Origin of the sequence: Flavobacterium agri (genome assembly GCF_013401995.1) — a bacterium.
Classification (GTDB): domain Bacteria; phylum Bacteroidota; class Bacteroidia; order Flavobacteriales; family Flavobacteriaceae; genus Flavobacterium; species Flavobacterium agri.
In genome coordinates this window covers 163,896-189,616 of record NZ_JACBJI010000003.1, presented here as the reverse complement: position 1 = coordinate 189,616, position 25,721 = coordinate 163,896, and the positions used below count along the sequence as shown (strand labels likewise).

At 47.3% G+C, this 25,721-nt stretch carries 22 protein-coding genes; 5 read left to right on the top strand and 17 right to left on the bottom strand.

Annotated elements, in window-relative coordinates:
- Positions 1–3: 3 nt before the first annotated feature.
- From rfbB to recR, 7 genes are all read right to left on the bottom strand, one after another.
- Positions 4–1,053, bottom strand: coding sequence for a dTDP-glucose 4,6-dehydratase (gene rfbB, locus HZF10_RS08175; protein ID WP_176005707.1), 1,050 nt, complete (start codon positions 1,051–1,053; stop codon positions 4–6).
- Positions 1,054–1,062: 9 nt separating this feature from the next.
- Positions 1,063–2,340, bottom strand: a complete 1,278-nt coding sequence (locus HZF10_RS08170) for a nucleotide sugar dehydrogenase (protein WP_176005706.1) — start codon at positions 2,338–2,340, stop codon at positions 1,063–1,065.
- A gap of 3 nt (positions 2,341–2,343) precedes the next feature.
- A complete protein-coding gene (locus tag HZF10_RS08165) occupies positions 2,344–3,729 on the bottom strand; it encodes a UDP-glucose 6-dehydrogenase (protein ID WP_176005705.1) in 1,386 nt (461 codons plus the stop codon).
- Between the two features lie 74 nt (positions 3,730–3,803).
- On the bottom strand, positions 3,804–4,787 hold the full coding sequence (locus HZF10_RS08160; RefSeq protein WP_176005704.1) for an SDR family oxidoreductase: 984 nt from the start codon (positions 4,785–4,787) through the stop codon (positions 3,804–3,806).
- A gap of 11 nt (positions 4,788–4,798) precedes the next feature.
- Complete coding sequence (locus HZF10_RS08155; protein ID WP_176005703.1) at positions 4,799–7,261, bottom strand: polysaccharide biosynthesis tyrosine autokinase; 2,463 nt, start codon at positions 7,259–7,261, stop codon at positions 4,799–4,801.
- 10 nt (positions 7,262–7,271) lie between these two features.
- Positions 7,272–8,057, bottom strand: a complete 786-nt coding sequence (locus tag HZF10_RS08150) for a polysaccharide biosynthesis/export family protein (protein ID WP_176005702.1) — start codon at positions 8,055–8,057, stop codon at positions 7,272–7,274.
- Positions 8,058–8,130: 73 nt separating this feature from the next.
- Complete coding sequence (recR, locus tag HZF10_RS08145; protein WP_176005701.1) at positions 8,131–8,751, bottom strand: recombination mediator RecR; 621 nt, start codon at positions 8,749–8,751, stop codon at positions 8,131–8,133.
- Between the two features lie 487 nt (positions 8,752–9,238).
- Between recR and HZF10_RS08140 the strand changes: the two genes are divergently transcribed.
- The 3 genes from HZF10_RS08140 (at position 9,239) to HZF10_RS08130 (ending at position 11,772) form a co-directional block, all read left to right on the top strand.
- Positions 9,239–10,744 carry a sodium:solute symporter gene (locus HZF10_RS08140; protein ID WP_176005700.1) on the top strand — a complete coding sequence of 502 codons (1,506 nt, stop codon included), beginning with the start codon at positions 9,239–9,241 and terminating at the stop codon, positions 10,742–10,744.
- Positions 10,744–11,568 (top strand): TlpA disulfide reductase family protein, encoded by an 825-nt coding sequence (locus tag HZF10_RS08135; RefSeq protein ID WP_176005699.1) that lies wholly within the window; start codon positions 10,744–10,746, stop codon positions 11,566–11,568. Before HZF10_RS08140 ends, HZF10_RS08135 begins: the two co-directional genes overlap by 1 nt.
- A 66-nt stretch (positions 11,569–11,634) precedes the next feature.
- The gene (locus tag HZF10_RS08130; protein ID WP_176005698.1) at positions 11,635–11,772 is read left to right on the top strand and encodes a hypothetical protein; all 138 of its coding nucleotides are present in this window, start codon (positions 11,635–11,637) and stop codon (positions 11,770–11,772) included.
- Positions 11,773–11,834: 62 nt separating this feature from the next.
- On the opposite strand, the gene HZF10_RS08125 is transcribed toward HZF10_RS08130, so the two are convergent.
- On the bottom strand, positions 11,835–12,200 hold the full coding sequence (locus HZF10_RS08125; RefSeq protein ID WP_176005697.1) for a CoA-binding protein: 366 nt from the start codon (positions 12,198–12,200) through the stop codon (positions 11,835–11,837).
- Positions 12,201–12,376: 176 nt separating this feature from the next.
- Between HZF10_RS08125 and HZF10_RS08120 the strand changes: the two genes are divergently transcribed.
- Positions 12,377–13,006, top strand: a complete 630-nt coding sequence (locus tag HZF10_RS08120; protein ID WP_176005696.1) for a MarC family NAAT transporter — start codon at positions 12,377–12,379, stop codon at positions 13,004–13,006.
- Between the two features lie 276 nt (positions 13,007–13,282).
- On the opposite strand, the gene HZF10_RS08115 is transcribed toward HZF10_RS08120, so the two are convergent.
- The 3 genes from HZF10_RS08115 to HZF10_RS08105 form a co-directional block, all read right to left on the bottom strand.
- Positions 13,283–14,524, bottom strand: coding sequence for a T9SS type A sorting domain-containing protein (locus HZF10_RS08115; RefSeq protein WP_176005695.1), 1,242 nt, complete (start codon positions 14,522–14,524; stop codon positions 13,283–13,285).
- A gap of 68 nt (positions 14,525–14,592) precedes the next feature.
- The gene (locus HZF10_RS08110) at positions 14,593–15,984 is read right to left on the bottom strand and encodes an HmuY family protein (RefSeq protein WP_176005694.1); all 1,392 of its coding nucleotides are present in this window, start codon (positions 15,982–15,984) and stop codon (positions 14,593–14,595) included.
- On the bottom strand, positions 15,981–18,104 hold the full coding sequence (locus HZF10_RS08105) for a TonB-dependent receptor plug domain-containing protein (protein ID WP_176005693.1): 2,124 nt from the start codon (positions 18,102–18,104) through the stop codon (positions 15,981–15,983). The genes HZF10_RS08110 and HZF10_RS08105 overlap by 4 nt, the downstream gene beginning before the upstream one ends.
- Before the next feature lie 126 nt (positions 18,105–18,230).
- Between HZF10_RS08105 and HZF10_RS08100 the strand changes: the two genes are divergently transcribed.
- Positions 18,231–19,133 carry a DUF6607 family protein gene (locus tag HZF10_RS08100; RefSeq protein ID WP_176005692.1) on the top strand — a complete coding sequence of 301 codons (903 nt, stop codon included), beginning with the start codon at positions 18,231–18,233 and terminating at the stop codon, positions 19,131–19,133.
- A 383-nt stretch (positions 19,134–19,516) separates the two neighbouring features.
- Here HZF10_RS08100 and HZF10_RS08095 read toward each other — a convergent pair whose 3' ends face one another.
- The 6 genes from HZF10_RS08095 to HZF10_RS08070 all read right to left on the bottom strand — a co-directional run bounded on the left by HZF10_RS08095 (position 19,517) and on the right by HZF10_RS08070 (position 25,611).
- Positions 19,517–19,828 (bottom strand): hypothetical protein, encoded by a 312-nt coding sequence (locus HZF10_RS08095; protein ID WP_176005691.1) that lies wholly within the window; start codon positions 19,826–19,828, stop codon positions 19,517–19,519.
- 37 nt (positions 19,829–19,865) lie between these two features.
- Positions 19,866–20,801: a citrulline utilization hydrolase CtlX gene (gene ctlX / locus HZF10_RS08090; RefSeq protein ID WP_176005690.1), complete on the bottom strand. Its 936-nt coding sequence runs from the start codon at positions 20,799–20,801 to the stop codon at positions 19,866–19,868.
- 73 nt (positions 20,802–20,874) lie between these two features.
- Complete coding sequence (locus tag HZF10_RS08085) at positions 20,875–21,450, bottom strand: hypothetical protein (protein ID WP_176005689.1); 576 nt, start codon at positions 21,448–21,450, stop codon at positions 20,875–20,877.
- A 4-nt stretch (positions 21,451–21,454) separates the two neighbouring features.
- Positions 21,455–22,372, bottom strand: coding sequence for a dimethylarginine dimethylaminohydrolase family protein (locus HZF10_RS08080; protein WP_176005688.1), 918 nt, complete (start codon positions 22,370–22,372; stop codon positions 21,455–21,457).
- 84 nt (positions 22,373–22,456) lie between these two features.
- The gene (locus HZF10_RS08075; RefSeq protein ID WP_176005687.1) at positions 22,457–24,094 is read right to left on the bottom strand and encodes a tail fiber domain-containing protein; all 1,638 of its coding nucleotides are present in this window, start codon (positions 24,092–24,094) and stop codon (positions 22,457–22,459) included.
- Between the two features lie 233 nt (positions 24,095–24,327).
- The gene (locus HZF10_RS08070) at positions 24,328–25,611 is read right to left on the bottom strand and encodes a citrate synthase (RefSeq protein ID WP_176005686.1); all 1,284 of its coding nucleotides are present in this window, start codon (positions 25,609–25,611) and stop codon (positions 24,328–24,330) included.
- Positions 25,612–25,721 lie beyond the last annotated feature (110 nt).

Genomic DNA, 25,721 nt, shown 5'->3' with positions numbered 1-25,721 from the left:
CGACTATTGATTGTACTGCTTGTCGTAATAATTGGCGTATTGGCCCGAAGTCACGTGGTTGAGCCATTCCTGGTTATCCAGATACCAGTCGATCGTAAGCGCGAGTCCTTGCTCAAACGTAACCGACGGTTTCCAACCCAATTCCTTGTTGATTTTGGACGCGTCGATCGCATAGCGCAAATCGTGGCCCGGACGATCTTTCACGTACGTGATCAATTGTTCGGAAGTCCCGGCTTCTCGTGCGAGTTTTTTGTCCATCAATTGGCACAAAAGCTTGACGAGATCGATGTTCTGCCATTCGTTGAAACCGCCGATGTTGTACGTTTCGTGGTTTCTTCCTTCGTGGAAAACCAAATCGATGGCACGCGCGTGGTCTTCTACGAAAAGCCAGTCGCGTGTATATTTTCCATCACCGTAAACCGGAAGCGGCTTGTTGGTGATGATATTGTTGATGAAAAGCGGAATCAGTTTCTCGGGGAAATGGTTCGGCCCGTAGTTGTTCGAACAATTCGTAAGCACGTAAGGCAATCCGTATGTTTCTCCGTAAGCGCGTACGAAATGGTCGGAACCGGCTTTCGACGCGGAATAAGGCGAATTCGGATCGTAAGCGGTCGTTTCGGTAAAGAAACCTTCGGCACCAAGCGAACCGTAAACCTCATCGGTAGAAATATGGTAGAAACGCTTCCCATCCTTGTTGTCCTTCCAAGTGTTTTTCGCGGCGTTCAAAAGATTGACCGTACCGAAAATATTGGTTTTCACGAACGCGAGCGGATCGGTGATCGAACGGTCTACGTGCGATTCGGCGGCCAGGTGCAACACGCCGTCGAAACTATGTTCGGCGAAAAGCGCGTCGATGAACGCGGCATCGGTGATATCGCCTTTGATGAACGTGTAATTCGGTGCGTTCTCTATATCGGAAATATTCTCGAGGTTGCCCGCATACGTGAGCGCATCGAGATTGAAAATCTGATAATCGGGGTAATTGTTGACGAAACGTCTTACGACATGAGATCCGATAAAACCTGCTCCGCCTGTAATCAATATCTTTTTCATATCGCAATTTTAGAGGTAACCGTCCACTTCTGTTTTCAAAACGCCTTTTACATCGTACACCACCGAAGTTTCCTTTTTGAATTGATCTAGGTCGAGCGAAAGGAATTCCTTGTGGGCCACGCCGAGTATGATCGTGTCGAATTTATCGGCCGGGATCTGCTGTGTGGTGTGCAATCCGTATTCGTGCTTGACTTCGGCAGGATTCGCCCACGGGTCGTACACCGTCACGTTGAGTTTGAAATCGTTGAGCGCATGCACGACATCGACGATTTTCGTATTGCGCACATCGGGGCAATTTTCCTTGAACGTGAATCCGAGCAACAACACTTTGGCGCTGTTGACCTTGATGTTTTTGCGGATCATCAGTTTTACGACGGATGAAGCGACATATTCGCCCATAGAATCGTTCAAACGTCTTCCGGCAAGGATAATTTCGGGGTGATAACCCATTTCCTGTGCTTTTTGCGCCAGGTAATACGGATCGACCCCGATGCAATGTCCGCCGACCAATCCGGGTTTGAACGGAAGGAAATTCCATTTCGTGCCCGCGGCTTCGAGTACATCGCGCGTGTTGATGCCCATGATGTTGAAAATCTTCGCGAGCTCGTTCACGAACGCGATGTTGATGTCGCGCTGTGAATTTTCGATGACTTTCGCGGCTTCGGCCACTTTGATCGATGGCGCGAGGTGCGTTCCGGCGGTGATCACCGATTTATATAAGTCATTTACTTTTTCGGCTGTTTCTGGGTTGGAACCCGATGTGATCTTGAGGATTTTCTCGACCGTGTGTTCTTTATCTCCGGGATTGATGCGCTCAGGCGAATATCCGGCGAAGAAATCGACGTTGAATTTGAGTCCGCTCACGCGTTCGAGCACGGGAATACACTCTTCTTCGGTCACGCCGGGATACACCGTCGATTCGTAAATCACGATGTCGCCTTTTTTGAGGACTTTTCCGACCGTTTCGCTCGATTTGTACAAAGGTGTCAAATCTGGGCGGTTGTTCTTGTCGACCGGTGTCGGAACCGTGACCACGTAAAAATTGCAGTCTTTTATATCGTTGATGTTCGACGAACAGTACAAACCGTTTCCGTCGAGCGCAGATTTTGCGAGCACGGCCTGAAGCAAGTCGTCCTCGACTTCGAGCGTACTGTCTTTTCCCGAATTGAGCTCGTCAATACGATTTTGGTTGATGTCGAAGCCCACGACCGGGTATTTGGTGGCGAAAAGCCTTGCGAGCGGCAATCCTACATAGCCTAATCCTATGACGCCTATTTTCTTTTCCATGGTTTACGATCCGATCGATTTATACACGAAACCTATTTCGGTAAGTTTCTTTCCGTCAAGCAAATTGCGGCCGTCGAAAATGAAAGCCGGTTTCTGCATATTCTTGTAGATGAGTTGCCAGTCGTAATCCCTGAACTCGTCCCATTCGGTAAGGACGGCGATCGCATGGGCCGAATGGCACGCATCGTATGGGTTTTCGTATGAAGTGACTCTTTTTTTGCTGCGTTCCGAGACATTGAGATAATCGAGGTCGGACTGGATTTGGTATTCCTCGACTTTAGGATCGAATACGGCAATGTTGGCCTGTTCGGACACCAGGTCGCGCGCCACGTAAATCGCAGCCGATTCACGCGTATCGTTCGTGTCTTTCTTGAATGCCCATCCGAGGAAGCAGATTTTCTTGTCGGCTACGGTATTGTAAAGTGTCTGGACGATCTTGTTGGCGAAACGGCGCTTTTGGTGGTCGTTCATCAAAATGACTTGTTCCCAATAATCGGCCACTTCGCGCAATCCGAACGTTTTGGCGATGTAGACGAGGTTGAGGATGTCTTTCTGGAAGCACGAGCCTCCGAATCCTACCGACGATTTGAGGAATTTCGGGCCGATGCGGCTGTCCATGCCTATCGCTCGCGCAACTTCGTTTACGTCTGCACCGGTTTTTTCGCACAATTCCGAGATGGCATTGATCGAAGAAACGCGCTGCGCAAGGAAAGCGTTCGCGGTCAGTTTCGACAGTTCCGAAGACCATACGTTCGTGGTCAGGATTTTGTCTTTGCTTACCCAATTCGAATAAATGTTTACGAGCGATTGGATCGCCGCTTCACCTTCGGGCGTGGTATCGCCTCCGATAAGTACGCGATCGGGATTCAGCAAATCCTGTACGGCCGTTCCTTCTGCAAGGAATTCCGGGTTCGAAAGGATTTGGAACTGCACACCATTTCCGGTATGATCGAGTATGCTTTTGATAGCTTCGGCCGTACGAACGGGAAGCGTCGATTTCTCGACGACGATCTTGTCGTTTTTGGCCACGCGTGCAATCTGCCTCGCGCAAAGCTCGATGTATTTGAGATCGGCGGCCATGCCTTTGCCCGAACCATACGTCTTGGTAGGCGTATTGACCGATATGAAAATCATTTGGGCCTCGTCTATGGCCTTGTCTACTTCGGTAGAAAAAAACAGGTTCTTACCGCGCGTATTGGCGACGATTTCGCTCAATCCGGGTTCGTAGATCGGAATTTTCTCTACGTCGGGATTGTTCCATTGCGCAATCCTTTCCTCGTTGAGATCGACTACGGTCACCTGTATATCCGGACATTTTTGTGCAATGACGGCCATCGTAGGACCTCCTACGTAACCGGCTCCGATGCAGCAAATTTTCGTAATGCTCATTAGTGTTTATTTCGGGTTGCAAATATACGACTGACAATCGACACTTGGACGATAGACGTTTATCTGTTGATTAATTATTTGAGGTTTTCCCAGTACCAACTGACCGCTTCATTCAAACCTTGGGCGAACGAGAATTGCGGGTCGTATGCGAGCAATCGTCTGGCTTTGTCTACGCTTGCCAACGAATGGGCGACGTCTCCGGTTCGGTTCGGGCCGTACACGATTTCGACATCGGCGATCGAAGCATCGTATTCCGACAGGTATTGTTTTAGCTTCACGACCAATTCGTTCAGCGAAGTGCGTTCGCCGAAGGCCGTATTGTACACGGTATTGACGGCTTCGGGATTTTGTGAAAGCATAGCCTGTTCGTTCATGTGGATCACGTTGTCGATATACGTGAAATCGCGAGAGTACGAACCATCGCCGTTGATCACAGGGCTTTCGTGCTTCATGAGCTGCATCACGAATTTGGGGATCACGGCGGCATATGCTCCGTTCGGATCTTGTTTTCTTCCGTAAACGTTGAAATAACGCAATCCGATGGTTTCGATACCGTATGTCTTCGAGAAAATCTCGGCGTACAGTTCGTTCACGTATTTGGTGATCGCGTAAGGCGAAAGTGGTTTCCCGATTTTTTCCTCGATTTTGGGCAACGATTCGGAATCGCCGTACGTAGACGAACTCGCCGCGTATATGAACCGCTTCACTTTCGCGTCGCGCGCGGCAACCAACATGTTCAGGAAACCTGAAATATTGACTTCGTTGCTCGTCACCGGATCGTTAATGGAACGCGGCACTGAACCCAATGCGGCCTGATGCAATACATAATCTGCGCCTTGTACGGCTTTTTGGCAATCTTCGGTATTCCGGATATCACCTTCTATAAGCTCGAAAAGCGGATTGCCGAGAAGTGCTTCTATATTATGGCGATGGCCCGTCGCGAAATTGTCAAGGCAAGCCACGCGATAGCCTTTAGAAACGAAATATTCGCAAAGATTTGAACCGATGAAGCCGGCACCGCCTGTAATAAGAATTTTTTGTGTTGTGGTTTGGGACATTATGATTACCGTTATCTACGGCCAAAAAGGTTCAAAAATCGTCTGAAAAGACCTTGCGGCTTGTCTTCTTCGTGATAGCCTTCGGAATAGTCGGCATAACTGTAACCGTATCCGTATCCGTAACCCGAGCCGTACTTGGCCTTGTTCTGGTAGCCGTTGAACACGATACTTACATTGTTGAGCTCACCTCGCTTGAATCGGTTGTTGAGCAACAGCACCATTTCTTTCTTGGTGTAGTTCTGGCGCATGATGTAGAGCGTCACATCGGCAAACTGGGCCAGTTCGAGCGCATCGGCCACCAATCCGACCGGAGGCGTGTCGAAAATCACGTAATCGTATTTCGACTTGAGTTCGCGCACGAATTCGTGCATGGCCTCGCTGATGATAAGCTCGGACGGATTCGGAGGAATCGGCCCTGATGTAATCACGTCGAGAAACGGAATATGCGTGCTTTGGATCACTTCGGCAAGCGATTTTTGTCCGATCAGGTAATTGACGACACCAATTTCGTTGCGCACTTTGAAATCGTCGAAAATTTTCGGTTTTCTCAAATCCAATCCTACGATGACTGTTTTTTTCTCGCTCATCGCGAACACCGTGGCGATGTTTATGGAGCAGAATGTCTTTCCTTCGCCACTCACAGACGAGGTCAGCATAAGGGTTTTGCCCGCGTCGGACGAATCTCCCCTTTTCTTGTAAAGGAATTGCAGCGATGAACGGATCGCGCGGAATGATTCGGCCAAAGCCGATTTCGGTTTCTCGAATACGGCAAGGTTCGATTTGGTAGATTTTATTCCGACAACTCCAATAAGCGGGATTTTGGTAAATCTCGTGATGTCGTCCGTATTCAAAATGGCGTTTTCAAGGAAGAAAATGGCGAAAATGAAAATGAGTGGAATAAGCAATCCGAGGAAAAATGCCATCACATAATTTACGCTCGTATTAGGACCGATAAGGCCGCTGCCGACATCTTTGGCCGAATCGATGAAATGGATGTCTGAAATATTGGACTCCTTGATAATCCTGGCCTCAAGTCTTTTGGCCATAAACGTGTTGATCACGTTGGCATTGAGATCGAACTTGCGCTTCAGGCGAAAATATTCCTGCTTGTCTTCGGGCAATTGGCTGATTGTACTTTCGACCTTGCCGATTTTGGATTGCACGAGGTTCAGGTCATAATCGACGGAACTCCTTACGGCTTTAATGTTCTCCAGCAACGCCCTTTTTACGGCTTCAATATCCTTGTCGTAATCGCGGAACGCTTTCTCGTTATGCACCGCGTAGGCCATTTTGGAACGTTGTATAGAAAGCGCGACCAATTGGGAAACGTTGGCATTGATGTTCGCGTCGTCTATTCCGGCAGAAGTCGGGGCGATCAGTTTAGAGAAATCGACACTGTTCTGCAGATAGGATTTCAACGAATTCAAATATGCGATTTTACGGTATATACCGTCGCGCTGCGTGTCGTATTCCAAGAGTTGGCCTGAGAATTTATCGCTTGTATTCTCGATATCGGACAGGTTTTTGCCGCGCGAGAAATCTTTGATCTCACCCTCGCTTTTGGTCAATTGGGCATCGAGATCCTCAAGGGTTTTGTCGATGAAATTTATGGTGTTGAGCGCGAATTGGTTTTTGTGATCGAGTTGATCTTTGATCAGCACACCTACGGTAGTATTCAGGTATTCGACCATTCGGGCCTTGTTGCTTCCCTGCAATGAAAGCCTCAATATGGATCCTGCTTTCTCATCTATATCGGCTCGGATGCCCTGATAACGCAAGACAACTTCATCGAAATGGTTGAAACGTATGAAATAAGGATTGTTCAGGTAAGCTTCCGGATTTTCCTTTAGCTCTACCGAAAAATGCAGGAAAGGAAGATCTACCATCTGTCCTACTTTGTAACGCCTGCGCATTACCGATGGTTCGACGTTTATCGTTCCGATCTTGTTTTCATTATAATAGACTACGGGAACAGAATTTCCTTTGAAAGTATATTCGATTTCATAAACCGTCGGCGAAACGAATTTTATACCGATAAGTGACCCGAAAATCTGTGCGTTCTTTTTGTCGAGCACGATGCGGAACGGAACTTCACCGTAAACATCCTGCATGTAATATTCGCTTTGCTGCAAGTAATCGATATAATAATCGAGAGAATCGACCACTTTTTCGTTATGTGTTCTTGATTTAAGTGTAAAGGCGATACCTTGAACCTCGTCCGATATACCGCCCCAATTAAACACGAGACTTGTATTCGAAGTGAAAAGCTGGTTGTTTTCTTCCTTGACCGAAATCGTGGTTTCTACGCCAAAGACTTTCTCTTTTCTGATGTTGACCTGGTGGGCGATAAAAAAACACACGACAAGACTCAATAAAAACCACTTCCAGTAACTCAGGGTTTTTATCAGGAAACCTTTAAAGTCGAAGCTTTCCTTTCCGCTATCCAAAATCGAGAAATCTTTAGTATCAAGCATCTTCTGTGTTCTATCTCGACATTAATACGATGACTGTGGTAATCAGTGAAGCCGCCGAAATAAGCGCGGTCATGGACTGCACAAGCGTGGTTCCCGTTCCCAAAGTCTTTTGCGGCAGCGGCTTTACATATACATAGTCGTTAGGCTGCAGATAAAAATAGGGAGACGACATCGCATCCCTTTGGGTAAGATCTACCGTTTTTATTTCCGTACCGCTTGGCGTTTGACGAATCACCGTCACTGCTTTACGGTCGCCTACAATACTGATGTCGCCTGCATTGGCGATCGCTTCCATAAGGTTAACCTTTTCCTGAAAGAGCGTTTTCGTTCCCGGAGAAGCGACCTCTCCGTTTATCGTATATCGGAACCCCGCAAGTTTGACGCTCACGAAAAGATTGGCATCTTTGGTGAAATACTCCTCGAGCAGACGCTTTTCGATTAATTGGCGTGCTTCTTCCAAGGTATATCCCAAAACATTTACCTCATTGAGGATTGGCATTCTGATGTTTCCGTGGTCGTCTACCACAAAACCGTCATAATAAAGACTTTGTTCTGATTTGTTTACCTGCCCCGTTTCTGTAGATTGAAAAAGCTTCACGAATTGTGGGTCGATTGCCTTTATCGTGATATTGAGGATGTCATTGACCTGAAGACGGTAAGGCTTCGAAACTACCGGATTGACCGCCTGAGCCGATTGGTTGGGTTCTCCCTGAAGGTAAATAAGATCTTTTGTTGGTATGCAGGACGTGAACAATAACCCGACAAGCAATAGAAAATAAGCCGATAGCCTCTTCATCCGATTCGCAAAATTTAGCAGACAAATATAGTTTTTCATTTTTAAACTAGCATAGAAACGCGTGAATTCAACGCTAATTGTTCTTTAACGAATTTTCGAAGGGTACACGTTGCAGGATACTTCGACCGAGTGTGACCTCATCGGCGTATTCAAGTTCGTCCCCGACGGCAATTCCGCGCGCTATCGTCGAGGTTACAATTTCGAAATCTTTAATCTGTCTATAAATGTAGAAATTTGTGGTATCCCCTTCCATAGTCGGGCTTAGGGCGAAAATGAGCTCCTGTACATTGCCGCCTCTTACTTTTTCGACGAGAGTCGTTACATTGAGCTGGCTTGGGCCGATGCCGTCAACGGGTGAGATCTTTCCGCCAAGCACGTGATACAAGCCGCGAAACTGGCCGGTATTCTCTATCGCCATTACATCGCGTATATCTTCCACGACACAAATGATCGATCGGTTCCTTCGGCTGTCTGAGCAGATTTCGCATATGTCGTGATCGGAAATATTGTGGCATTCCCTGCAAGATTTGATGTCGTTACGCATCGAAATCAACGCTTCCGTCAAAAATGCGGCCTGTTCCTTAGGCTGCCGCAACAAATGCAAAGCCAATCGCAAAGCTGTGCGTTTTCCTATACCCGGAAGTTGGGATATTTCGTTTACGGCGCGTTCGAGAAGTTTTGAGGAGAATTCCATGTCGCAAAGATAGTAAAGACACGCTTTGCTTTGGATGCCAGGCTTTGATACGTTGCCCGCGAGATGCATTCCGTTGCGCAAACACAATGTGTCGGAAGATTTTCTATTAACAAAAAAGGAAGAAAATCTGTACTTTGATTTGGATTTAAACAACTAACTTTCGGTAAGACCTAACAGGTTTTGAAAACCTGTTAGGTCTTAAGGATTATTCGCTCAAAACGCAGGCGACAAAATCAAATTCACTTTAAATTATCTTTCTTTTTAACAATAAATACAGAAAAACTATAGCAGCAACATCTTTTTTCTCTCGAACTTGGTAAGACCTAACAGGTTTTCAAAACCTGTTAGGTCTTAAGCTCCAAAACCATCCTTCGGCCCCAAACCCACAAACCCACATACAAAAATCCAAATCATCAAATCACATTCCCAACCAAACGACATTCTTCGTATTTTCACCACCTAAGCCAAGCCTTATCAAACCTAACGAATGACTCCAGCCGCCATTTTAACCCTAATGCTCGTTTATTTCGGGCTATTGTTCCTGATTTCTTATGTCGTAAGCCGAAAAGACAGCAGCAACGACGCCTTTTTCAAAGCCAATAAAAACTCAAGGTGGTATCTGGTCGCTTTCGGGATGATCGGAACGGCGCTTTCAGGCGTGACGTTCATTTCGGTTCCGGGCGAAGTCGGGGCGTCTGGTGGCGAACAATTCAAGTATTTCCAATTCGTGTTGGGCAACGCGATCGGGTTCGTCTTGATTGCTACAATCCTACTTCCGTTGTATTACCGCATGAACCTCACGTCGATTTACGGTTATATCGAAAAACGGCTGGGCACGATTTCTTATAAAACGGCCGCGCTTATCTTCCTGATTTCACGTACCATCGGCTCTTCTTTCCGATTGTATCTCGTAGTAATCGTACTGCAACGCTACGTGTTCGATTATTACCACGTGCCGTTCGCGGTCACCGTATTGATTTCGCTCGGGCTGATTTTCGCCTACACCTACAAAGGCGGACTCAAAACCATTATCATCACCGATACGTTACAGACATTTTTCCTTGTCTCGTCGGTCTTCCTCACGATTTATTTCATTTGCGACAGCCTCGATCTGGGCGCAATCCAAGCGTTCGAGAAAGTGAAAGAAAGCAATTATTCGAAGGTTTTCTTTTTCGAGGATTTCATGGGAAGCCGTTTTCACGTAATCAAGCAAATCCTTGGTGGGATTTTCGTCACGATCGCGATGGTCGGGCTCGATCAGGATCTGATGCAGAAAAACCTGAGTTGCAAAAATATCGGTGAAGCCCAAAAAAATATGTTCACGTTTACGGGAATTTTTGTTCTTATCAACATCTTTTTCCTTAGCGTGGGCGCGCTTTTGTACATCTACGCCGAACAGAACAACATCGCCGTACCGACCGATCTCCTCTCGGGCAAACCGCGCACCGATTTACTTTTCCCTGAAATCGCGTTCCATCATTTGAGTTTCGTTCCCTCGTTGGTTTTCCTTTTAGGATTGACCGCGGCCACTTTCGCGACGACCGATTCGGCCTTGACCGCGCTCACGACCTCGTTCTGTGTCGATTTTTTGGGCATGGATAAAGGAGCGAATCCCAACGATGCGAAAGTCGTGCGCACGCGCCATTTGGTACACATCGGTTTTTCGTTGCTGATGTTCCTTACGATCGTGATTTTCAACGCCATCAACGACAGCTCGGTCGTGAGCATGATCTTCAAGATCGCTTCGTACACCTACGGACCGCTTTTGGGGTTGTATTGCTTCGGATTATTCGTCAAGACCAAAACCGTCAAGGATGCGTTCGTGCCTTTGGTCTGCATCGCCTCGCCTCTACTTACGCTTTGGCTTAGCGAAAATTCGAAGGATTGGTTCGGATATGTGTTCGACAACGAACTGATAATCGTGAACGCTCTTGTAACGTTCATCGGATTGTTGATGATCAGCAAACCTGCCGAAACCCAAACTCGTTTTTAATGCGGACGCTTCCGTTCATCTTGTTGTTTTCATGCTGCGTTTCATGGGCACAAAACCATCCGTTTCGTGTCACGGGAACTTTAGATTGCGATTATTCGGGTAAGATTTATTTGGTGTATGAAGACAAGGTCGACAGCGTACAAATCGTAAACCGTAAGTTCGAATTCCGTGGCAAATTGGAAAATGAAAATTACGAAGCCGGTGTTTGGTTGGAAAAACGCTATCAGGTCGACAGTTTTTTTCTGGAATCAAGCGAAATTACATTGGATGCGACTTGCACCCAAACCCAAAATCCCGATTATAAAGGTTTTTGGAATCTTGCTCTCAAGTCGGTAAAAGGCTCGGCTTCTCAAGACCTATATGTAAAATTCATGTCCGATTACCAATCCTATCGCGGCGGAAAAATGTCAAAGGAGCAATTATTCTCAAACGGAAAAAAGAATATTGACGATTATCCGGAAAGTGCTGTCAGCATTTATATACTTGAGAAACTTGCCCAGACCTTTTATGAAACCGAGCTTACGACATTACAAGAATTGCATGCCAAAATCAAACCGAATAACCAAGCTCAGGTTTTGGTCGCCTGTGCGAAAATTTACGACAGATTGTTTCCCGCAAACGTCATCGCCGTAAATAGCAAGATGAAACACTTTACGCTTCCCGACCAAAACGACAAGCTTTTCAATACCAAAACGTTTTCGGGAAAATGGATCCTGATCGATTTTTGGGCGAGTTGGTGTACGGGCTGTCTCGAACAAATCCCGAACCTTAAAAAACTTCATGCGAAAGACAATCTCGAAATCGTTTCGGTTTCCATAGACTAGAACAAACAATCGTGGCTCAAGGCGTCGGAAAAATTCGGCATCCCATGGAAAAACCTGAGAACCGATTTGTCTAAAGGTGACGAGGTGAGTTCTATATTCGGCGTTAACGGCAGTGGAATTCCGTTGCAATACCTAATCAATCCCGACGGTATCGTGGTCGCGAAAAACCCGACTCCAGCCGAACTGGAAGCTTGGGTTAAATAGCCACGAATTACACGAATGTCATCAATCTCATATTGTATTTTGGTGTAATTCGTGGCAAAAAATCAATACTGGCTCGTCGACAACATCACCAACGTACACGCCACTTCGATTTCGATCCCGTTTTCTTTCAAGATTGAGTATAATTCTGGGTTTTCGGTTCCCGGATTGAAAATCACGCGTTCGGGTTTAAGGCCCACGATATAATCGTAATACTGTTGCTGGCGCTGCGGATTCAGATACAAAGTGACAGTATCCACATCAGCGAAAGGCGCAGGCGTAGTCAATATTTTTACTCCGGCGACTTCGGCTTCTTTAAGTCCGACCGCGACAACCGGGTGTTTTTTATTGACTAAACTATTGATGGCCAGATACGAATAGCGCATCGGGTTTTCGGAAGCGCCGAGCACTAAGGTTTTTTTCGGTGTCATTTTCGAGGTTTTGGGTTCGTGGCGCAGGTTTAGGGCTGCACTCTGCATAAAATTAGTATCTTTAACGTGAAGGCTGTCTTAACGCCTGCATAAAATTTTGCCCGAAACCTTAACCTGCGGTTCACATCGGCTTTACACCGATCGCCTGTTCCGCCTTTAATTTTGCACCAAAACCGATGGAGCTTTTCATTTACCTGTTCGCCGCGCTTTTCTCTGTATTGAACCCGATCGGAACCGTTCCGATTTTTGTCGGATTGACCCAAGACGACAGCAAAGCCGAGCGTTCGCGCCTTTCGATCTGGACGGCCATCAATGTTTTCATCATCCTGCTCATTTCATATTTCATAGGTAAATACGTATTGTCGTTTTTCGGCATCAGCCTTGAAGCTTTAAGGATTGCCGGCGGATTGATCATCGTGAATTCGGGCTTCAACCTCTTGTCGGGCAACATCTCGAAAAGAAAAGGGATCAACAAACGCGTCGAAAGCGACATACAGCAACGCAACGACATCGCGCTCACGCCTTTGGCCATGCCGATGCTCGCCGGTCCCGGATCGATCTCATTGCTTATCGCATTCTATCAGGAACACCATCAAATGATGGAAATGGTCGTGGCCGTGTTGGCAATGGCAGGCGTTTCTTTAGTGATTTTCCTGATTTTGAGAAGCGCGCATTACCTTTCGAGAATACTCGGCGCATCGGGAATCGTTGCGATTTCGAGGATTGTCGGATTTATCGTAATCGCGATCGGGATCCAGTATATCGTAAGTGCGATCGTAAGCATCATTAAGGAATACTTGATGTGATTTTAGCCGCGAATTATACTAATGTCTTTAGCACTTCATAAAGCTGAAGCTATCCTAGAAACATACAATCCATCACACATGGATTGATGATTTTAGCCACGAATGGCACGAATTACACTAATGCATTCCAATTGTTTTTAGGGCTAACCGATTCACAGACAAATTTGTGAAATTCGAGACATTCGTGGCTTACCACAAAAAAAGCCCCGGTTTCCCGAGGCCAAAAACACCCGAGACCAACGGCCGAATCGAGCGCAGCTAAACCAAAATAAATTGCTATTGCAACACAATCTTTCTCGTTGCGGCATAATCTCCCGATTGGAACTTCAGGATATAAACACCTGCATTGAGGTTCGACAAGTTCAATTCCGCATTGGCGAAACCGTTGTTGTCTAAATTCGTTTCGTAAACTTTCGCACCCGTAAGGCTGAAGATGCTCACGCTGTTCTTCGCATCGGCTTGTGCGCCGTCATAAAGCACGCTGATCTTCTTGTCTACGGACGGATTCGGATAAATGCCAAAAGAAACGCGATTCTCGAATTCTTCCGATGACAATTGCGACGTCACGTCTTGCTGGTTGAACGTAGTTACGCCTGTTGAAGAACCTACGAATGTGTCGAAGGTCAATCGGTAAACCGTTCCGTTGGCCAATTTCACGAAAAATGCCTGGTCTGAATCTACATCGTACTGGAAGTTTCCGTTCAAGGTTTTCCAATCGAAACCGATGACGTTGATCTGCTCGCCGAAAGTCGGTGTAAAGTTTGCCGGAAGCCCGTCGGGTTGTTCGTGTTGCGCCACTTGGATGTCAGGATGCGTCAAAACACCTGTCACTTTGTACTTGTTGTCCACTCCGCCGGTGTAATCGGTTACATATTGGGTGAAAAGCAAATCCCAGTTGGTGTTGGCAGGCTCCACTTCTACCACCGCATTCGTCGTAAGGCTGAAATAGTTGAAGAAACGGTCGGTGTTCAACGAGTTCGCGACCGTTTGGGTCGTGTCTGCAGACCAAGCCGATCCGTCCCATGAAGAATAGGTGAACGTATATCCGCCAAAGAAATCGTCGATCTTGATTTTCTTGTAAGCAGCCGTCGCTCCCGATCCCGTTTTCAAAACGAAAACTTTCGATCCTACCACGTGGTGCGTTACCGGGTTGTATTCGCCCCAGCCGTAAGTGGCCGAACCTGTGTCGAACGAACCTGTTTCCCATTCTACGTCGCTGTTGTACAATCTTGTCCAATTCGCTTCCTGAGCCACGTCTACAGTCGACCAAACCGATGTAGCACCAACCTCATAGGTCTGGATACGGCTGTCATTGACACGCACGGAGATCGCGAAAGCACTCGTTCTCAAGAAAGCGATGTCCCAAGATGCCGCCGGAACGGTTGCCGTTGTCGAGTTCGACGAAAATTTGTAGTAAACCTGATTCGCGTAACCCGCGCCTTGGGTAACCAAACCCGGAGTTTGTGCATTCGAAGCCAATCCGAAGACGGCCAAAGCCAGAAGTATTGTTTTTTTCATGTTAGAGTATTTAATGATTATTATTTAGTTGTCGAATGTTGATTTATCTATGATTTAACGCTAGCCTGTCATTGCAAAAGCCTGTACTCGAACTTCGGATACCCGCGCATCCCGTTTTGGTTCAAAAAGGCGAGCATCCTGATCTTGTAATAATTCCCGTCGGAATCCTTGAGTACGTAAAACCTGTCGGTATAGGCCGAACCCGAGAACACGTCGCGCCAATCGGCACCGATCACGCGTTGGTCGTCCTGGAAACTCGCATCGTTCACATCGGCAAGATCGAAGTTGTCGTAAGTGACCGAGCCCGAAACGTTGATGCGATATGCCTTGATGCCGGCCTTGATGTTGTTGAGTACGAAATCGGAATAGCCATAAGAACCCGCTCCGTCGATGATGTTCGTGAACACGGTGAAATTCAAGTCCCATTTGTCTTTTTCGGGTTCGACATTCACCGTCGAATTTGTGTTGAAGCTGAAAAACGTAAAGTTGTACGCCGGATTTTTGGCGATCGAGACTTCCTGGTGCGTCGCGCTGTTGAGTTCGGCATATTGCAGTTTGTACCCTTCGCCTTCGCGGATGACCTTGATTTTTCTCCATCCACGCGCTTCACCGGCAATCGCCACGCTTCCCGGAGCCGGAGTCGTCGTGCCTACCGTATAACCGAGATTGACCAGATACACGTGATTGTCGGACGATATCTCGGAAATCGCCGTTCCCGAAATCTGTCCGCTCGGATAGTCGATATACGCCGCATTGTCCGGATTGAACGTCCCGACCGAAACCTGCGATTGGTATTGAGAAACGCTGCTTTCGGTAACCGCGTCGATATTCGTGACGTCGAGTTTTTTCACGGCCATGTAGATCGATCCGTTTATGCCCACGCGGAATTCGTCTCCGCAGTAAAAGCCCAAATCCCAGCTGTCGCGCCAAACCTGGGTCGCAGTTTCCGAACTCAAATCGAAATACACCTGATTGCCTTCATTCGGGCCACCGATTTCGGGAGCCGTAGTCGCGCCAAGCGAGCGTTCGAACGAAATCAGCGTAGACGTATAACCTTGTATGTTGCTCGGCTGCGGATAATCGATCGCGATGATGTCGAGTTTGATCGATTTGTCGTCCGAATCGAACGGATAGATCAGGTTTTCGAACACAAAGCCCGCCTCGGTCTGTCCGCGATAGATCGGAATCAGCAGTTCGTGGTTTTCGGTCGCATCCGAAATATCGAAATCGACGCCCATTTCGGCATTGGTCGTCGTAATGCGGATACGGACGAAACCATCGGCCTTCGCGCTTTCCGAAAAAACCAACTTTACGGTTTGGTGCTGCGGAATCCGTGAATAATCGTACGAGCGCTTTTCGAAAGCCACGACGAAAGGTTGGTCGGCGATTTGATCTTCCGACTCGCATCCGGCAAAAAATCCGGCGAATAAAACGAAGAATAACAGTAGCTTTTTCATCATCCGAAATTGAATTTGTACAATAATTTGAGGAAATAGGAACGGCCGTAACCCAACAGGACTGAAGTTCCCGCGCCTTCATGAGCACCGCCTTGCAACGCATTGGTGTTGATACGCTTGATGTCGGTGAGGTTTCTTGCGCCAAGCGTGACCTGGAAACGGTCTTTGTCGAAGCTTTTGGAAACCGTGGCGTCGACAGACGTGAAACTGTCGCGTTTTCCGCGTACGATCACAGGATCGCCGTTCAAATCTTCCGAAGTCACGAATTGGTATTCAGGTCCGTTGTATTTGATATAAGCCGAAAGCGTCGTGCCCCATTTCGGGATGCGGTAAAACGCGTTTCCATTGGCTTGTACGCTGTGCAGATAATCGTCGTTGGAAAGTTCGGCACTGTCGAGCACTTTGGAAACGCCCGAAAACGTGAAGCCCGCATTCAAACCGAGGTTGCCGTACGTCATCTGTGACGTCAACGATGCGCCGTATGTGCGATAAATATCGATGTTGCCGTATTGGTAGCGCAATCCGTCGTCCAGGAAAGCGACGAGCTCGATGCGGTCGCGCACATTGAGGTACCAGGTCGAGAATATGGTGTCGAAATTGACTTTGTCGCCCGACTTGAAAATCTTGTTCAGGTGTAGGAAGGCCGAAATTCCGTTTTCGGGTTGCAAATTCGGATTGCCTTGCACGTTGTGGTTCACGTCTACGAAATACGTGTACAATTCCTCGTAAGTCGGCAGTTTCGGACAGGTTCCTAAAATCCCGCGCAAATCATATCCGTTGCCCAGATCGTATTTGGCGCTCAACGAAAGCGCGGTCATCGTATCGAATTTGGACGAGAACAATGCGCGCGCGCCGGGACGTACCGAAAAACGTTTGCCGATGTTGATTTCAGTAGAACCGTACACATCGTACGTACCAAGCGTGCGTTTGATGTTTTCGGTAAACATGCCCTCGCCTGCAAAAGACGAGGCATATCCGTGAATTTCGTTGACCTCGTATCCGACCTGGAAATCGATCACGTCGCTGTCGAGGAAATTGCTCAAACTTCCTTTGGTGAAATACGCTTTGCGCGATTCGTACTCAAAATCCTTGACGTCGAATTTTTCGCCGGTGCGGATGCGGTACTGGAAACTCTCGATGTCGCGCGTCTGCTGTTGGTACGACAGATAAAAATCGTACGTCAGGCCTTTGGTGAATTTACCGGCCGCGTTGAAAAGGTGTACGAAACGTTGGGAACCGTAAATATCGTCGGCTGCGATCGGGTCGTCGGTATCGGTCGCCGGATTGTAATTCGGATCGACTATATCGTTGAAATACTTGGTCTCTTCATCAAAAAATTCGAAGCGGTAAAAGAAACGGTGGTTCGTATTAGGAGTGAAACCGAGGTACGCTTTTGCGTGGATTTGATCCTTTGGAAGCCATTCGTATCCGCGCAAACCGTCGTTGAATAAATGATTTTGTCCTTGTTTGTTGTTCAGGAAACCGTCAAAATCGTTGTGCGTGAACGTCGCATACGTGTACCATTTCGGATTGATGTTATGCCCGACGCGCACCGATTGGATGTGACGGCCCTTATTGATGCCGTTGTACTCTTTGCCGATCGTCTCTTCCTGCAGATACGGCGTGACTTCCCACTTGTATTTCGAGCTTTTTTTGGTGATGATGTTGATAATTCCGGCCACGGCATTCGCTCCGTATTCGACGCCCATCGAACCTTTCACGATCTCGATCTGTTGGATGTCGTCGAGGTTGATTTGCGTAAGGTCCGTGAAATTTCCGAGACCTTCGTCGTTGATCACGGGCACGTTGTCCACTAGGATTTTGATGTATTGCGAATTGAGTCCGAACATCTCGACGGTCGATTTTCCGGTAGACGAACTCGGCATGACCGTAATGTTTAGCGATTGGTTGAGCAGGTCGGCGAGATTGTTTCCGGCTTGTCGGTCGATGTCGGCGCGTGAAATCACCTCAACCTGATACACCGATTTCTTTACCGATTGCGGATTGTATTGACCCGTGATGACAACCTCTTTCAATTTTTCCTGCGGAATGCTGTCTTGCTGGCCTAAAGCCCCGATCGTTAGCAGTAAGAAAAATGGGAAGTGTAAAGTTTTGATTGACATCGAATTGAGGCTATTTTTAATTTATTTAGACTAAATCTTAATAATTTGATGCGCAAATATATAACGCTATTTTTAATTGTTCTAAATAAATATTCTATTTTTGCTGTGTTAAATTCAATCAACGATATGAAATCTCGAATTCTACTATCCGCTTCCCTGCTATTCGCCTTGGGAATCAATGCACAAGACGCTAAAAAGAAAGAAGACATCAAAGCCATCAAATCGATGTGCGGCTGTTATGAGGTCGAATTCAATTTTGCCGAAACGTTCAAATACGCGACCAACGCCGACTACAAGCCGTCTCCTACCAAACACGAAACGGGTCTTGAATGGGTAGAGCTTGTCGAGGATACCCCGAACAAGATCGTGATGCAGCATTTGCTTCAGGTTTCGGATACGATGATCGTAAAGCACTGGCGCCAGGATTGGGAATTCGAGAACAACAGGCTTTATGTGTACAACAAGGACAATTCCTGGAAATATGTGACGCTTCCGAAAGATCAGGTAAAAGGCCAATGGACACAGCGTGTTTTCCAAGTGGACGACAGCCCGCGTTACGAAGGAACCGCTACTTGGGTACACGTCGACGGACGCCATTACTGGAACAACGTGACCGATGCGCCTCTACCGAGACGCGAACACACAATCCGCAACGATTACAACGTTTTGCAACGCAACAACACACACGAAATCGTGAAAGACGGTTGGATCCACGATCAGGACAACGTCAAAATCCAACGCGGTGCAGACGGCAAAGACGTTTTGGTAGCCAAAGAAAAAGGATTCGACCACTACCGCAAAGTAGACGATTCGAAATGTGCCGGCGCACGCAAATATTGGGCGACCAACAAGGCGATGTGGAAAAATGTACGCGACAAATGGGCCACGGTATTCGCCCAAAACAAAAATCTCGATCTGTCACTAAAAGTTGAAGGGCAAACGCTTTTCATGGCGTTGTTCGATTTGAAACCAACGGCGACGAAAGCGGAGACTGATGCTTTGATTGAGAAGTATATCAAGAAATCTTAAGACAGTTTAAAGCGCCTCGAATGAGGCGCTTTTTTTTGTGTAAACTTCGTTTCATGTTTTTCGCTGCCGCAGGCCTTCTTTTGCTTCGCCGCAAAAGAAGCAAAAAGGCGTAGCGACGCACAAAATCGGCTAAAAACCGGCACGTCTGCGCAAGCCAAATAAACTACTCACGCGCTAATATTGTTTTTTTTAAGGTATTCGTGAATCTTCGATTTCGCTACGCTCAGACAGTATTTGGCTTTTTGCGGCATCCTGAGCCGTTTTTCTTGACGCCAATTTTATGACGGCGCGACTAATCGGAAGTCTTTATTGATTTTTGGCTTGCAAGCTGCGCCAAAAAACCTTCTAAGAAAATCTGTCGTATGTCTTTGACGGAAGTGCCTTCAGATTTCTCCTTCGTCGAAATCAAACGTCCTTCGAAGCAAATACTTTCCAAAAACACAAAAGGTTCTTCCGGAGACGCATTTCCTAAAGCGCAGCGGTGGGAAATGCCAATAAACACTTCCGAATTTCAGCGCCATGAGCGCGCAGGCGGGCACCTGACACCACGATGGTTTGGAAAAAAGCGAAAAGCTGTTTGAGCGCAGCGAGTTCTTTTCGCCTCCAAACCGCGTGGCTGTCAGGTCGCCTGCGCGGTCGCGCCAAAGGCATTTTTGTTTCTTTTGTTGCCAGACAAAAGAAAGCGCAGCTTTCATGAAATAAAAAAAGCGAAACATGAGTTTCGCTTTTCTCTTATCCTTTTGGCAAAAAAATCTCCGCCATCATACACCTCGCACTTCCACCGCCGCACGCCTCAATCGTATCAAGGCTCGAGCTTAGGATAGTGGCATGTTTTTCAAGTTTTGAGATTTGGTCACTTGTAAGACTTTGATGCGCCGCCGCACTCATCACCAAAAAGCGTTTGCCGTCTGTACCTTTTACCTCGAGCATGTTGCCCGCGAATTGGTTGACCTGGTCTTCGGTGATCAGGATGATTTCTTTTCCGTCTTGTTTAAGGCTGTCAAGAACGGCTTTGCGTTCCTGTTTGTCATCGATACAGTCGGCGCAAATCACGGCGAACGTTTCACCCAGGCACATCATCACGTTCGTGTGATAAATGAGTTCGCGCTTTCCGTTCACGGTTTGGTACGCGTGGAAAATGATCGGGCCTAGGTCGAAATCCTCGCAAAACTCGATGAGCAACTCCTCGTCGGCTCTTGGCGACAAGGCGCAATAGGCTTTTCCGTTGGCGCGGTCAAGAAGCAGACTTCCGGTGCCTTCAAGAAACAGGCTGTCCAATTCGGCTTCGGTATAATCTACGATATTCTCTATTTGGAACCCTTTTTCCTCGAGCATATCCAGAATGTCTTCGCGTCTTTCGGCACGTCGGTTTTCGGCAAACATCGGATAGAGCGCAACATCTCCGTTCTCGTGAAAAGAAATCCAGTTGTTCGGGAAAATCGAATCGGGCGTGTCGGGATTTTTGGTGTCGTCGACCACAACTACGTTCACGCCTACCATTTTGAGTTTCTGCACGAAGGTGTCGAATTCTTCCTGTGCTTTGGCGTTCACGGTTTCCGGCGATAATCCGTCGAGGACTTTTTGGTAGTAATTATTGACGGCCGTCTGCTCGTTCATGCGGAACGCGACGGGACGTATCATGAGTATCGAATTGGTAGTCTGTTTCATAGTTGAATGTATATTTCCAAAATCGGATGATTTTGATAGCGCAAAGGTCGGAATTTTAATCGAGGAACGTATATCAATCTATATTTCCGGACGAGCTGATTTTCTTGAACTTCCCGTCTTTTTGGATACGATAAGTGGCTTTGGCGAACGAACTGTCGATGGGCGAATTTCCTTGCTCGTCAATATTTTCGACATCGGGCGCGATCTGCTCCTCATTTACCGAAATAGTCCTGTCTTTCGAGATGCAGAAGCGTTTGTGGTAATGTCCTTCCCAATCGATGGTTTCATGAACCGAAAGCGAATCTTTCACGCTTTTCCCGATCGACGTAAAAAGCTTGACAACCGGCTCCGTGTGCTCATCTCCTTGCGGTTTTGTCTCCAAAATGGAAACCAAGATTTCCCCATCTGAAAATGAAGCTCGCAATCTTGCGGATTTTGGCCCGAAGTCCGACTTGCCGAAGTCATTTCCGTAAATGAAATACCCGTTTTCGTCTTTATTGGAATAGTCGAAGCCATCGGAACAAATCGGAAGGACCGTCTCGGTTTTTTCCTGCGATTGAGATTGGATGTCCTGTTCCGGTTTTTGGGGCGGATCCGATTTTTGGCATGAAATCGCCATCGCGGATATCAGCAACAACAGTTTTTTCATACGATCAATCGCGGATCAAAGGCAAAGTCGAACACCTCAACAAACCTTCCTGTTTTGAGATTTCGGCATACGGGATTTCCTCGACGGTGAATCCGCGTTCGCGAAGCCAGGTATTCAGGCGTGTGAAATTCATTTCGGACACGACTACATCGGGCGCAATCGAAAACACGTTCGAGTTCATGTCGTACATTTCCTGGCGTGTGATGTGGAACAGGTTTTCCTCTCCGAACAAATCGCGCAGGTATTCGTAATCTTCGACATCGCAGAAACCGTCTTTGTAAATGATGGCTTTGTCGACACCGACGGGTTGGAAACAACAATCGAGGTGCAGCGCATTGTCGCGGGCTTCGGTCGTAGATTTTACGAGATCGAAATCGATGACTTTCTTGTTCGGGAAATAGTTACGGATAAACTCTACTCCTTTTTCGTTGGTGCGCGCGGTCTTGATTTGGGAATAATCGGGGCGGCAATACGTGCCGATAAAAATATAGTCGTTCCACAAAATCACATCGCCGCCTTCAATATGGATGCTTTGGTCTTCGATATGCACGAATTTCTTCGGGTCGATTTGGTCGACGATGTATCGGATTGCCGGGAATTCCTTTTCGCGATCGGGCAAAATGTTCGCCTGGAAAAAGACGTCGTCGATCACGAAGCCGATATCGCGCGTGAAGATTTGGTTCTCGTTCTCGACGATCTGCGGTCGGTAAACCTTGACATCGTATTTTTCGAACACCGCGTTGAACGCATCCATTTCGGCTACCATGTCTTTTTCGACAGGATACGTTCCGGCGAGGATGTGTTCTAAGGATTTCGGGTCGTAGGCGTCTTCGGCTTTAGGCGTCGGGCCGTTGTTGACCGCAGTTCCAAGTACCACGGCGCGAAGTCGCGAGGATTCATTTTTTACATTCAAGGATAGCATAGAAAACGTTTTCGTTGCGCGGCAAAGATAGGAAAAGCCGCCCGATTGAGGCGGCTTTGTGGATAAGTTGAGGTAACTTTTGTATTAATTGAAAATGATTTTTTTGCTGTCGATGTTTTTACCGTTGACCACAAGGCTCACGATGTAAACACCCGCACCGAAGTTGTCTTTTTGGAACGTTTTCGAAATGTTGTTGTCTCTTTCGTTCACGTTGAGGCTACTCACAAGCGTACCTTTAAGGTCATGCACCATAAGTTTGGCCGATGCTGCCGACTTGTCGATGTTAAGCAAAACCGTGATGACGTCTTTTGAAGGATTCGGGGAAACACTGATGATCTTGGTATTCGTCAATCCGATGAGTTCGGCATTTTGGGCTTTGAAATTTTCGCTGATCTGAAGTTTGAGGTCCTCGATTTGCGTTTGTTGTTCTTTGATCGCTTCGACCAGATACGGGATCACTTCGAGGTAATTTACAGATTTGTTGCCTTTATCGTCGGTTGCGACAACATGCGGAAGCACTTTCTCCAATTCTTGTGCGATGAATCCGCTATGTGCGGCATTGTCGAATCCCATTTCCATGTGAGCATTCTTGTCCCATGTATAGGTCGTGCCGTTAAGTGCCGAAACTGTTTCGAGCGCGTTTTTGATAGGTGTTATGTCTTTTTTGAATCTCTTATCCGAAGTAGCGAAAATCCCGACGGTACGCATCGTTCCGTTCACGTCAAATCTTAAATTGCCGCTCGGCATGGCTACGGTTCCTCCCGAAAACGGCGGTGCACCTGCCAAAGTATAGCCTACCGGTGTGGTGTTCGTAAGTTGCGTTCCCAACGAAACCGTAGAGCCGTTGTCCCACATGATGCCGCAGGCCAAATTGCCGGTAGTGCCGTTGCTTCTTGGGATGTTGTAGTTGTTCGTGCAACTGTTGGTAATTCCGGTATCCTTGACCAAGATTACATCGCCGGTAGAATTGAGCGAAAGTACGCCTCCGTTGGCCAAAGCCGCTCCCGGAGTGCTTGCGCTGGTCAGGTTAGAAAACTTGAGGCCCGATTCGCCACCTCTTCCGTTGATTTCAACATAAGACGAAAAAGGTGAACCTCCGACGGTTTTGACGTTGAAACGCAATTTTCTGTTGTCGAATTCGCCGTAAACCAACGGATCGTCCGTAGACTGGTTGTCGATGTAGAGCCTGTGCGAATAATTCGTCGATGACGTCGATCCCGCAGCAGTTCCGACAAAAATATTACCTGTTCCGGTAACCAAAGCCGAGCCCGAATTCGTTCCGACGAACACGTTCCGGCTGCCCGAAGCCAGCGACATGCCCGCTTGCGTACCCAAACCTGTGTTATAGTGGTCTATCGAAGTACGCAATGCGCTCGCCCCTAGAGCAACATTTTGCTCTCCGATCTGGTTGCTGAACAAAGCGGCACGCCCAACCGACGTATTTTGGTTACCCGTCGTGGTATTATCTTGGGCGGATGCGCCTACAGCCGTATTTTCTGAGCCCGTAGTTCCTCGGCGCAGCGCTTGGTAGCCATAGGCGGAATTAAGGGTTCCCGTAAATCCGCTTACCCAGTTCTGGGGCGGTGAGGCAGCAGATGAGGCACCTACCAAAGTGTTGTTGTTCCCTGGGGAAGTCGCAGTGCCGATCACCATGTAGTTGGCTTGAGCATTTCCGGCAATCGCACAGAAAAGCGCGCCGAGCAAAAAGAAGTTTGTTTTCATAATATAACTGATTAGTTGGTTACAGGTTGACCAAAACAGAGGGTAATCAGTTATCTGGAAATGAAACGGATAAGGCTGGGGCGGTATTATCTTATGTCATAAAATTAGTACGTTTTGCGTATTTAAAGTGGTGATAAAAATATAAAAATCGCGTAGTGCGAATAATTTATTTTTGTATTATATAGACTCTATCTCAGTATTTTACACAAAAAACCTCCCGAAGGAGGCTTGTATTATCGTTTGTCGGCAGCGACGAAATCTCTCAAAGGACTTCCCGTGTACACCTGTCTAGGTCTTCCGATCGGCTCTTTGTTCAAACGCATTTCTTTCCATTGCGCGATCCAGCCCGGAAGGCGTCCGATGGCAAACATTACCGTGAACATATCGGTCGGGATTCCCAAAGCGCGATAAATGATTCCCGAATAGAAATCTACGTTCGGGTACAAGCTGCGCGATTTGAAGTATTCGTCTTCGAGCGCCGCTTTTTCAAGTTTCATCGCGATATCGAGAAGCGGATCTTTCACGCCAAGCGAAGAAAGCACCTCATCGGCGGCCTTCTTGATGATTTTGGCGCGCGGGTCGAAGTTCTTGTAGACGCGGTGCCCGAAGCCCATCAAACGGAACGGATCTTCTTTGTCTTTTGCTTTAAGGATGAATTTGTCTACGTCTCCTCCGGCCTTGTTGATTTCCTCGAGCATTTCAAGAACAGCTTGGTTCGCACCTCCGTGAAGCGGGCCCCAAAGTGCAGAAACTCCGGCAGAGATAGAAGCGAACAATCCGGCGTGGGACGAGCCTACCATACGCACGGTAGACGTCGAACAGTTCTGCTCGTGGTCGGCGTGAAGGATGAAAAGCTTGTCGAGTGCATCCACCACGATCGGGTTGATTTTATAAGGTCCTGTCGGCAAAGAGAACATCAGGTTCATGAAATTCTCTACATAGCCTTTGGTATTGTCGTAATAGTTGAGCGGGTAGCCCATAGATTTGCGGTACGTCCAAGTGGCGATCACAAGGAACTTACCGATGGTTTTGCAAACGCCCTCGTACAAATCGCTTTGGTTCTCTACGTTTACCGATTTCGGGTTGAAAGCCGTAAGCGCGCTCGTCAAGGCAGAAAGCACGCCCATCGGGTGAGCCGTTTTCGGGAAACCGTCGATGATGTTCTTCATCTCTTCGTTCACCAACGTGTATTTGCGGATGTCGTTCTCGAATTGCTCAAGAGTCTTCGCGCTTGGCAACTCGCCGAAAATCAACAGGTACGAAACTTCAAGGAAGCTTGCTTTGTCGGCAAGGTCTTCGATGGCGTATCCGCGGTAACGCAAAATCCCTTCTTCACCATCGAGGAACGTGATGTCGCTTTTGCAGACGCCCGAATTCTTGTAACCTGGATCGAACGTGATCGCGCCGGTCACATCGCGTAGTTTGCTGATATCGACGGCTACCTCGTTTTCGCTCCCTACGATAACAGGGAACTCATACTTTTTGCCGTCGAGTTCTAATATTGCAGTTTTAGACATGATATGTTTGGAAGTTTAATAAGAGTCACAAAACTAGGCAATTTTAGAGGAATTAAAAAACGGATACGGTAACGATTTCGTTAATAATTATTAAAATTCAACATAAAAAG

Bases quoted from the DNA above. Each gene is read 5' to 3' on its own strand.
- rfbB (WP_176005707.1), bottom strand. From the start codon at position 1,053: ATGAAAAAGATATTGATTACAGGCGGAGCAGGTTTTATCGGATCTCAT.
- HZF10_RS08170 (WP_176005706.1), bottom strand. From the start codon at position 2,340: ATGGAAAAGAAAATAGGCGTCATAGGATTAGGCTATGTAGGATTGCCG.
- HZF10_RS08165 (WP_176005705.1), bottom strand. From the start codon at position 3,729: ATGAGCATTACGAAAATTTGCTGCATCGGAGCCGGTTACGTAGGAGGT.
- HZF10_RS08160 (WP_176005704.1), bottom strand. From the start codon at position 4,787: ATGTCCCAAACCACAACACAAAAAATTCTTATTACAGGCGGTGCCGGC.
- HZF10_RS08155 (WP_176005703.1), bottom strand. From the start codon at position 7,261: ATGCTTGATACTAAAGATTTCTCGATTTTGGATAGCGGAAAGGAAAGC.
- HZF10_RS08150 (WP_176005702.1), bottom strand. From the start codon at position 8,057: ATGAAGAGGCTATCGGCTTATTTTCTATTGCTTGTCGGGTTATTGTTC.
- recR (WP_176005701.1), bottom strand. From the start codon at position 8,751: ATGGAATTCTCCTCAAAACTTCTCGAACGCGCCGTAAACGAAATATCC.
- HZF10_RS08140 (WP_176005700.1), top strand. From the start codon at position 9,239: ATGACTCCAGCCGCCATTTTAACCCTAATGCTCGTTTATTTCGGGCTA.
- HZF10_RS08135 (WP_176005699.1), top strand. From the start codon at position 10,744: ATGCGGACGCTTCCGTTCATCTTGTTGTTTTCATGCTGCGTTTCATGG.
- HZF10_RS08125 (WP_176005697.1), bottom strand. From the start codon at position 12,200: ATGACACCGAAAAAAACCTTAGTGCTCGGCGCTTCCGAAAACCCGATG.
- HZF10_RS08120 (WP_176005696.1), top strand. From the start codon at position 12,377: ATGGAGCTTTTCATTTACCTGTTCGCCGCGCTTTTCTCTGTATTGAAC.
- HZF10_RS08115 (WP_176005695.1), bottom strand. From the start codon at position 14,524: ATGAAAAAAACAATACTTCTGGCTTTGGCCGTCTTCGGATTGGCTTCG.
- HZF10_RS08110 (WP_176005694.1), bottom strand. From the start codon at position 15,984: ATGATGAAAAAGCTACTGTTATTCTTCGTTTTATTCGCCGGATTTTTT.
- HZF10_RS08105 (WP_176005693.1), bottom strand. From the start codon at position 18,104: ATGTCAATCAAAACTTTACACTTCCCATTTTTCTTACTGCTAACGATC.
- HZF10_RS08100 (WP_176005692.1), top strand. From the start codon at position 18,231: ATGAAATCTCGAATTCTACTATCCGCTTCCCTGCTATTCGCCTTGGGA.
- HZF10_RS08095 (WP_176005691.1), bottom strand. From the start codon at position 19,828: ATGAAAGCTGCGCTTTCTTTTGTCTGGCAACAAAAGAAACAAAAATGC.
- ctlX (WP_176005690.1), bottom strand. From the start codon at position 20,801: ATGAAACAGACTACCAATTCGATACTCATGATACGTCCCGTCGCGTTC.
- HZF10_RS08085 (WP_176005689.1), bottom strand. From the start codon at position 21,450: ATGAAAAAACTGTTGTTGCTGATATCCGCGATGGCGATTTCATGCCAA.
- HZF10_RS08080 (WP_176005688.1), bottom strand. From the start codon at position 22,372: ATGCTATCCTTGAATGTAAAAAATGAATCCTCGCGACTTCGCGCCGTG.
- HZF10_RS08075 (WP_176005687.1), bottom strand. From the start codon at position 24,094: ATGAAAACAAACTTCTTTTTGCTCGGCGCGCTTTTCTGTGCGATTGCC.
- HZF10_RS08070 (WP_176005686.1), bottom strand. From the start codon at position 25,611: ATGTCTAAAACTGCAATATTAGAACTCGACGGCAAAAAGTATGAGTTC.